Genomic DNA, 9,587 nt, shown 5'->3' on the forward strand with positions numbered 1-9,587 from the left:
ATTAATCATTAAGACGATAGCCTGCTCCCCAGACAGTCTCAATCAAATCCGCTCCCAATTTATCTCGGAGCCGATTGACATGAACAGCAACTGTCGCACTATCTCCAACATAGTCATATCCCCAAATGGTTTCAAACAAGTGATCTTTAGAGAATACTCGGTTGGGGTGTTTTGCTAAATAAACCAGCAATTCAAATTCACGATTGGGCAATTTGATTTCCTGACCATCCAAAGCCACCTTCCAATTATCCAAGAAAATAGTCATATTCCCAACTGTTAATTCATTCTGATCATTATCCTTTTGAAAACGCTGGTAGCGAGCCAAATTAGCCTTTACACGCGCCACCAACTCCATAGGATCAAAAGGTTTGCTGATGTAATCATCCGCTCCCAAGCCTAGTCCTCTCACCACGTCCATGGTTTCTTGCTTGGATGTAACCATCAAAATAGGGAAGTCCACCTTATCCCGTAAATCACGACAAAAATCGTAGCCAGTTTTATTTGGGAGCATGACATCCAGCATTAAAAGAGCATAATCCTCTTTTTTGAGTTGGTCCTCTACAAGACCACCGTCATGTACTAAATCTACTTGGTAGCCCTGCATTTCCAGATAATCTCGCTCCAAATAAGCAATCTCTACATCATCTTCTGCGATTAAAATCCGTGTCATTTCATATCCTTTCTAGGTAGTCTGAAGATAAATCGAAGTCCTGGAGTTGCCTCAACAGACACTCGACCTCCCAAGCGTTCGATAATATTTTTTACAATGGCTAGACCCAGACCATGGCCTTCTACTTGCTGTCTGGTATCGTCTGCCCTGTAAAATTCTTCAAAAATCAAGTCAAGTCTATTCTTTTCTACACCTTTTCCGTTATCTGTAAAAGTCCAAACAACTTCTTGCTCTTGCATTTGTCCAGTAATGCTGATTATCAGGGGCTTTACAGCAGCATATTTTCGTGCATTGTCCACCAGATTATCTAGAATTCTACGAAATTGAATTGGATCAATCTCAACTGGCAATCCATCCGATACTTCCAAACTAAACCGAATGTCCTCATCTACTAATTCCTCAGTTTTCTCTCTTACATAGGACTGTAAAAAGATAGCCAAATCAAGCTTGACTTTATCAAATGGCATTTTATCTGTCTGCAATTGTGAAAAAGCAAATAATTTTTCCAGTAATTTCTCCATCACCTGAGATTTTTGATAGATAACAGTCAAATACTGATTACGTTTTTCATCCGTATTGGCAATACCATCCAAAATTCCCTTGGCATAACCTTTGATAGAAGTCAAGGGAGTCCGCAAATCATGCGAAATATCTGCGACCATCTGGGTTCGATTTTGCTCATACAGTCGATTTTTCTCACGGGCATCTAACAAAGAAGTCTGCATTTGATTGAACCCTTGGGTCAATTCTTCAAATTCCTTATCACCTTGATAGGTCAGAGGTGCTGTATAATCTCCCTGCTGGATACGTTCTACACCGCTATGCAATTCATTCAAAGGACGCATGACAACACCTAATAGCCGGCGAGTAAAGAAGAAGTTAAGCATCACTACGACCACGATACCTATTCCACCAACTAACAAAAGCTGTATCAGGAAGGCTTGAAATTCTTGGCTTTCTTGCTGGTCTTCCAAATCTTCTAACAAGGCATATAAATAATAAACTTGCCCATCCGTGGCGAGTTTACGGCTAATCACAATTTTTCCATCTACATAGGAGGTGTGAGTGGTTGATGATACTGTCACTCCCAATATCTCATCCGCATCATCTTTCAGATTTGAAAAGACAGCCTCACCATTACTTTCTACATAGAGTCGTGCATCATTCGATGCTAACTCATCTGCCAATACTGCAAAATCTGATCCCGAAAACTTTTCCAAACTCTGTTGACTACTTGCTGTCTTCTGGCTAGTGGACTGCCATGTTTCTTGGTTACGATAAATGCTATTAACCACATAAACACTTACCCCCAGCATCGCAACCAAGGAAAAAATAAGCATAATCATATTTAATCGAAAAATTCGTTTTTGTAATTTCATAGTTCTTCTTTTCTAGTCAATTTTTTCACAATTATAAACAAAACAACCCTATCTGTAAAGCTAGACAACTTTCAACAATAGAAAAAAGTCTAGCATCGTGCTAGACCTCTTCTAATTTATCTTAGTACCAACCATTTACCAACCAGAAAGCCTTGGCTGCAGACCATGAACCATAGCGACCAGCAACATAAGCATCTGCTACACGCTCTTGGTTTTCTGGTGAGTAATCACCATTCAAGTAAGTATTTGTCAACTGGTAACGACCAATGTAGATACCGTTACGGGCATCATAGCTACCGCTTGATTCCTTCATTGCAATCCATTCTTTTGCTGCTGCATCTTCAGCACTCAAGTTTGAAGAATATGTGCTAGTTGTTACTGTTGCAGTAGAAGTTGATGATGATGTTGTTGATTGAGTTTGTTCAACTGAACTCTCTACTGCCTTCACTGTCACATCACCCAATTCGATAACTTGACCGACATGGATAAAATCTAAGTTGGTAATCTTATTCTGCTCTGCTAATTTTTCAACAGTAGTATTATGTGTTTCAGCAATTTCAGACAGGGTATCACCAGACTTTACAGTATAGGTTTCTGCACTGACTACACCCGCAGTCAAAAGGGAGATTCCCGCTACCAAACCAGCAATAGTTGTTTTTAAGTTTTTCTTTAATGTAATGTTCATAATAGTCACATTCCTTTCTTTTGTGAGTCTAGTATACCTCCTAACTATTACTTTGGTTTTGAAAATCTATTACAAATATTACATTCAAATTGAAATTAGACAATAAAAACGCTATTTCTAGCGTTTTTTCACTCAATTTTTTAAAAAATATAGCACAGAAGCCAAAGCAATCATAATAAGAATAGCTACTGTGTCCGCCCACTTCCAAGCTAAAATACGGTACTTGGTTCTACCTTCTCCTCCTTGATAGCCACGCGCCTCCATGGCTGTTGCTAAAGCATCAGCTCTCTTAAAACTCGAAGCGAACAAGGGAATCAAAATAGGAATGACAGATTTTACCTTCTGGATAAGATTGCCCTCATTAAAGTCCACTCCACGTGCCCTTTGAGCATTCATAATACGAGTGGTGTCATCCATCAAGGTCGGTACAAAACGCAAACTCATAGATAACATCAAGCCAATCTCATGCACAGGAACCTTCAATCGCTTCAAAGGTGCCAGACCTGATTCAATACCATCTGCCAAGCTAAGGGGTGTCGTCGTCAAGGTCAACAAGGTCGAGAAGAAAATAATCAAAACAAAGCGAACAAAAATAATCGCCGCCTGTTGCAACCCTTCTACAGATAATTTAAAAATCCAAAATTCCCATAGAATGGTCGCTCCAGGTGTAAAGAAAACCTGGAAGAAAGTTGTAAATAGAATAATTCCTATCATCGGTTTCAAACCATTAATAAAAAATGATAAGCGAATACGAGATAAAACAACCATTCCTAAAACAAATGCTATCAACAAGGCATTGGTGACCAAATTATTGGCCAAAAAAATCATCAATAGAAATCCAAACATTGCTAAAAGCTTACTTCTTGGATCCAAGCGATGAAGAATGGAATTCCCTGGGATATAGCGACCCAAAATCAATTTATCCATGTGTCACCATCCCCGTAAATTCTTCAATTGTAATCGGAAGACGTTCAAAGACAAAGCCTCTTCTCTCCAAATTAGCTGCAAACTTAGTAATCTTAGGTACTCCCAACTGAATACTCTCCAAAAAATCCACCTCTTGAAAAATATCAACAGTTTTTCCTGAACGCACTAATTTTCCCTTCTCCATAATGTAAACAAAATCAGCATAATTCGCCACATCGTCCATCAAATGAGTTACCAAAACGATTGTCATGCCTGATTCATGGAGCTTTTTGAAAATATCCATCAATTCCTGACGACCAGCAGGATCCAAACCAGCTGTTGGTTCATCCAAAACTAAGATACTTGGTTCCATTGCCAGAATCCCAGCAATCGCTACCCGACGCATTTGGCCACCAGATAGTTCAAATGGACTACGCTCAAACAAGCTTTCATCAATTCCGACCAAGGCCAACTTTTCACGCGCAATCGTTTCAGAATCTTCCTGAGAAACTCCGAAATTTTGTGGACCAAAAGCAACATCTTTTAAGACCGTTTCATCAAACACTTGACTTTCAGGAAATTGGAACACCAGCCCGACTTTCTTCCTGACTTGCTTAATATCCTTATTTTCAGATGTCGCTGTAATCACAACATCATCAATGACCACTCTTCCTTCTGTCGGTACATTTAATCCATTCAAGAGTTGTAAAATCGTTGACTTACCCGACCCCGTATGCCCAATAAGCGCCGTATAAGAGCCATCAACAATCTCTAAATCCACACCAAAAAGCGCACGCCCCTCAAAAGGAGTGCCAGCTTGATAGGTATAGCTTACTTCTTGGAGATGAATTCCCATACAGTTTCCTCTAATTCTTCCTCTGTAAAATAGCGGAGCGGTAAATCAAGCCCAGCCTGACGCAAAGATGTCGCTAATTCTGTCGTGAACGGTTTGTCCAAATCTAAATTAACCAAATCTTCACGTATAAATAACTCGTCTGGACTACTAATTGATTCAACCTGCCCCTGTTTCATCACAATCACTCGATCGCTCAATGCAACCTCATCTAAATCATGCGTGATGGAAATAACTGTCATACCATGACGATCCTTAATCTCACGGACAATCTTAATCAAGTCGAGACGCCCTTCTGGATCCAACATAGACGTAGCCTCATCCAAAATAATAATTTTTGGACGCAAGGCAACCACTCCAGCAATGGCTACCCGTTGCTTCTGACCACCCGATAGACGAGCGGGTTCACGAGTTTTAAAATCAGCCATTCCAACCAACTCCAAAGCCTCGTTCACTCGAGTCCGCATCTCTTCCAAGGGGATTCCTTGATTTTCTAGACCGAAAGCAACATCATCTTCTACTGTAGCACCCACAAATTGATTGTCTGGATTTTGAAAAACCATGCCAATCAGACGCCGCTTATCCCAGACATTATCGACTGTTAAGACATCACCGTCAATATAAATATCACCGGATTCTGCTTCCAATAGACCATCAATCAAGCGAACAGTCGTCGACTTACCAGATCCATTATGACCGATAATAGACAACCATTCTCCCTGTTTCACGTGAAACGAAACATCGTTTAGAGTGTAATGTTCATCCTCTTGGTTGTATTTATAGGTAAGATTTTTTACTTCAATAATATTATTCATCATTTAAATGTATCTTTAAACAAGAAAGATGCACCCTTGAAATAGTCATAGCCTGAATAAAGGGTGAAGAATAGAGCAATATAAAGCGTGATTTGTCCTAACAAATTCCAGTGTAGGAGGAGGAAAATAACCGCAAACATCTGTGAAAAAGTCTTAATCTTACCAGGCATAGCCGCAGCTAGAACTGTTCCTCCATTTTCCACCAAGAGTAGACGAAGACCTGTCACTGCCAATTCACGACAGATAATGATCGCAACCACCCAAGCTGGAGCAAAACCAAGTTCCACCAACATGATGAAGGCTGACATGACCAAAATCTTATCAGCCATCGGATCCGCAAACTTACCAAAGTTGGTCACAACCTGCCATTTGCGAGCCAAATAACCATCTAGATAATCCGTGATACTTGCCAAAGCAAAGATTAGTGCTGCTAAGATATGACTGAGTGTTGAATGCCATACAGACAGTAGGAGGATAAAAATAGGAATAACCAGAATTCGTCCTACCGTCAAGGCATTGGGAATATTTTCTTTTTTCATATAAAACCTTTATTGTCCAAAATTTATTGTAATTGAGCCTGTATCTGCTGTCAAGGCTGATAGATCTAGCTTTTTGCCACCTACAGTTACCTCTACTCCTTTGGCAACACCAAGAACAAGTGTAGTAGAAGTCACTCCTTCTTCAATAGTAGTAGTTACTGTTGGATTATCAGGTGTTAGTGTAACGCCCCCCTCTAACAAGGTGTCAGAAAGGCTGATCCAACTCGTTGTATTTTTTGCTGTTACAGTTACTTCTACTGGATAAGTCACTGTTTTAAGGGTCGCAACAATGTTAGAACCTGATCCTGAAATAGTCACATTTTCTGTAGCGGAACTACTTGAACTCGTTGAATTTGACTGCGCCTGCTCAGTAGAACTCGTCTCTGTGCCACTACTTGCTTCAGATACAGATTGCTCAACTATACTATATGATGTTGTAGTAGGCGTAATAGATGCTCTATTTTGAAGCCTGCTATGAACAATATAAGTCACAAAAATAATAATCAAACCCGTCGCGAGTAATAAGTAAATCAACGGAAGATAAGAGTTCTTTTTACGTTTACGAACCTTATAGCTTCTTTTCAATTCTGAAGAGCGTAGTTCTTCTTCTCCATCTTCATAATATTTCACTAAACTATTGATTTCGTAAGCATCCAGTAGAACATCTGCATCTAATTCCAAAGCCTCAGCATATGCTTTTAACATAGACTGAACATCATCTGAGTTTGCAATAAAATCAAAATCATTGTACTCAAGTGCCTGCAAATATTTAGCTTGGATTTTTGTTATCCGTTGCAAGTCAACAAATGTCCAACCCCGTCCTTCTCTGGCTGTTCTAAGTACTTCCCCTATACTCTTTTGTCTCATAATACTCTCTCTCTATCGCTCATCATGTACAGTATACTATTCTAACAAAATTCCAAGGAAATTTCGACGGGTTGCGCCCACTTATTTTGGAAAAATCGTGAAATCTGTCATATCACAGTGATCAATAAAGCGACGACCTGCCTCTCTGATGTCATCTAACTGAAGACTTTGTATCATTTGAGGTATATCAAAAACATTTTCATATTCTGAATACTGAGAAACAAAGTGGCTAGCTGTAAACTCAAGAGAATTTAAGCTACGAATAAAATCTCCATACATCTCGTTTTTCAACAATTGTAAATGATCCTCTGTCACATCTGCATCATCCTCAAATTTCCTAAGTGCTTTCATCAGGATACTAGAAAGCGTAATAGGTTCTTGAGTATCTCCCGAGATAATCAAATAGTGGTATTCAGGTGTAACCTCTAATTGGAACTGGAAAGAAGAATCAATTTTTCCCTGCTCGTATAACTGTTGATAGCGTTTTGAAGTCCAACCAAACAACATGGCAAATAAAAATTGTAAACTAAGCCGATATTTCTGAATAGTCTCCTTATCAACCTCGTCATTTCCCCGTAAACCAACAGCCAATTTTGGGGTAGATACTTCAAATTGCTCTGAGAGATGTTCCTGTATCGGCAACTTTTGGACACCTGCCAATTCAAACGACTGAGCTGGATTATCCATCTGAGCTACTTGATAACTTGAAATTTGTTTCCAAACTGCCTCTAAATCAAAATTACCAATAACGAATAAATTCATGTTACTTGGATGATAAAACACATCAAAATTCTCATGTAAATCATCCGCAGTAATTGCAGCAATTGATTCAACTGTCCCTGCTATATCATAGGCCAAAGGACTTTCTGGATAAAGCGATGATAAAATTCCCGTAAACAAGCGATAATCTGCATCATCTTGATACATCTCGATTTCTTGTTCAATAATCCCCTGTTCTCTTCCTACATTGTCTTCTGTAAAATACGGTTCTCGAACAAAAGATTGTAAAAGTGATAGAGACTCCAATACTGTCTGAGTCGTTGAAAATAAGTAACTAGTCTGTCTAAAACTGGTATAAGCATTTGCGCTTGCTCCCAATTTAGCAAACTCATTCATAATATCCTCTTCATTCTCAGTTTCAAACAGCTTATGTTCTAAAAAATGTGCAATCCCTGCAGGATAAACAACACTATTACCATTAGCCAATGTAAATCGAGTATGAATACCCCCAAAATTTGTCGTTAGAATTCCATATGTCTCATGGAAATCTACTTTAGGAAGCAAAATAACTGTCAACCCATTGTCAACTTTCCCATAAAAGACAGATTCTTTCATGTAAGGATACTTCTTCTCAATTAACTTCATTCTTCTGTCCCCTCCATAAAGTAAACAGCCTGTAAATTAATCATCTGTCCTACTCGAATGACATCGTCTATTGATACCGATTTGATAGCCTCAATCCAATCTAACCAACTTAAATTTCTATTTCCTAAGGTAACTTGATTATATACTTGTTCTATCAAATTATTCTGCCTATCTTGAGCCAAGGTTGCTGAATGAATCAACATGTTTTTTGTCAACTCTAATTCTTCTTCTGTAAACTTACCACATTTTAAATCAAGTAGTTGTTTACTAATTAACTTCATTACCCTGAGTCTATTTTCACGGCTAATTCCAGCATAGACCTTCAGCATTCCTGAAAAAATAGAGACCTGACTGCCAATTGTATAGGCCAAACTTTCTTTCTCACGAACATTCATAAATAATTTCGAATGGGAGAAAGCACCTAGTAGACCATTAAATACCATCAAAGCTGGATAGTTTACATCGTTGTAAACCACTTGTAAATGATATGCCAATTCTAAAATGGACTGCCTTGCCTGTTTACGCTCGATTTTTTCTTGCGTGATGTTTGAGTATTCCTGATGATATTCTAACTCTAATTTTGGTTTTCTATAAGTAAAACCAAAATCTTCAAGTTTTCTTTTGACTTGTTCTCTGTCAACCTTCCCTAAGACAAATATATCAATTTTATCCATACGCAACATATTCCGATAAATCTGAAAGGTTGATTCTGCTGTTTCTTTTTCAACCAAATCAAGCCTACCGACGCGTGGAATTTGAAGAGAGGGATCTTTATAAAAAAGCTTACTCATTTCAACATCTGCATGATAAAAATTATCTTCTATCTCTGACTGAAGAAAATTGATTAAATTCGTTTTTTCAACCTCGAAAATCTGGTTATCAAATCCTCGCCCCTTTTTCAGTGGTCTAAATATACACGTATATAAAAAATCAAGAATCTCTACTGTAATATCCTCATTTTCTGGCAAGTGACGAGGACTGACATATGAAATTGTCACATCTACACAGTGCACCCTACCACGTTTCGAAACTGAGGTCGAGAACTGAGCACCATACAATTCTGCCAATCTTCTCCGAACAGCCTGAGCAGTCTGAAATTCTTGGTTACCCATTTCAAAAATATTTGCAACTAACACACGACCAGCGACTGTAGCCTCACTCATTTCAGCTGCAAAGCGAATACGTATACGATTTGTCGTAAACTGATCTGTATCAATAAAATGAAGATCTACTCCCTCTTGTAATTTCATCGTCTTCCTCTTTCAAACATTGTACCTTCCATTATACCATTTTGTGATAAGGTATGCTTGGCTTTAGCATTTGATTGCTTTACACGCCTTTATAGTTGATTTTACTGGATTTTTTGAAAAATGTGTAAACTTTATAAAGCGTTACATTTTCCTAGAAAGTGTACAAAAAGGGGAACAAAAAAAACCTATCATTTATAGCATGATAGACTAAAAATAATGAGTTCAGCAGGCAAGTACTAGCGTATCAAATTGATGCGC

General features: G+C 38.5%; 10 protein-coding genes. All 10 read right to left on the reverse strand.

All coding sequences use genetic code 11. The features are described 5' to 3' along the window. Window position 1: 1 nt before the first annotated feature. Entirely contained in the window at window positions 2–670 is a 669-nt protein-coding gene (locus F9856_RS08600; RefSeq protein WP_202106357.1) for a response regulator transcription factor, read from the reverse strand. Further along, on the reverse strand, window positions 667–2,049 hold the full coding sequence (locus F9856_RS08605) for a HAMP domain-containing sensor histidine kinase (protein WP_202106358.1): 1,383 nt from the start codon (window positions 2,047–2,049) through the stop codon (window positions 667–669). Before F9856_RS08605 ends, F9856_RS08600 begins: the two co-directional genes overlap by 4 nt. Window positions 2,050–2,170: 121 nt before the next feature. Next, entirely contained in the window at window positions 2,171–2,734 is a 564-nt protein-coding gene (locus F9856_RS08610) for a LysM peptidoglycan-binding domain-containing protein (RefSeq protein WP_202106359.1), read from the reverse strand. Between the two features lie 132 nt (window positions 2,735–2,866). After that, on the reverse strand, window positions 2,867–3,661 hold the full coding sequence (locus tag F9856_RS08615) for an energy-coupling factor transporter transmembrane component T family protein (RefSeq protein ID WP_202106360.1): 795 nt from the start codon (window positions 3,659–3,661) through the stop codon (window positions 2,867–2,869). After that, a complete protein-coding gene (locus F9856_RS08620; RefSeq protein ID WP_202106361.1) occupies window positions 3,654–4,496 on the reverse strand; it encodes an energy-coupling factor transporter ATPase in 843 nt (280 codons plus the stop codon). The genes F9856_RS08615 and F9856_RS08620 overlap by 8 nt, the downstream gene beginning before the upstream one ends. After that, window positions 4,472–5,308, reverse strand: coding sequence for an energy-coupling factor ABC transporter ATP-binding protein (locus tag F9856_RS08625; protein ID WP_202106362.1), 837 nt, complete (start codon window positions 5,306–5,308; stop codon window positions 4,472–4,474). Before F9856_RS08625 ends, F9856_RS08620 begins: the two co-directional genes overlap by 25 nt. Beyond that, window positions 5,308–5,847 carry a CDP-diacylglycerol--glycerol-3-phosphate 3-phosphatidyltransferase gene (gene pgsA, locus F9856_RS08630; RefSeq protein ID WP_172002789.1) on the reverse strand — a complete coding sequence of 180 codons (540 nt, stop codon included), beginning with the start codon at window positions 5,845–5,847 and terminating at the stop codon, window positions 5,308–5,310. Before pgsA ends, F9856_RS08625 begins: the two co-directional genes overlap by 1 nt. Before the next feature lie 9 nt (window positions 5,848–5,856). Next, window positions 5,857–6,714 carry a helix-turn-helix domain-containing protein gene (locus F9856_RS08635; protein ID WP_202106363.1) on the reverse strand — a complete coding sequence of 286 codons (858 nt, stop codon included), beginning with the start codon at window positions 6,712–6,714 and terminating at the stop codon, window positions 5,857–5,859. An 81-nt stretch (window positions 6,715–6,795) separates the two neighbouring features. Next, window positions 6,796–8,079, reverse strand: a complete 1,284-nt coding sequence (gene yfmH / locus F9856_RS08640) for an EF-P 5-aminopentanol modification-associated protein YfmH (RefSeq protein ID WP_202106364.1) — start codon at window positions 8,077–8,079, stop codon at window positions 6,796–6,798. Beyond that, entirely contained in the window at window positions 8,076–9,329 is a 1,254-nt protein-coding gene (yfmF, locus tag F9856_RS08645; protein WP_202106365.1) for an EF-P 5-aminopentanol modification-associated protein YfmF, read from the reverse strand. The genes yfmH and yfmF overlap by 4 nt, the downstream gene beginning before the upstream one ends. Window positions 9,330–9,587 lie beyond the last annotated feature (258 nt).

Source organism: Streptococcus suis, from assembly GCF_016743335.1.
GTDB classification, from domain to species: Bacteria; Bacillota; Bacilli; order Lactobacillales; family Streptococcaceae; genus Streptococcus; species Streptococcus suis_Y.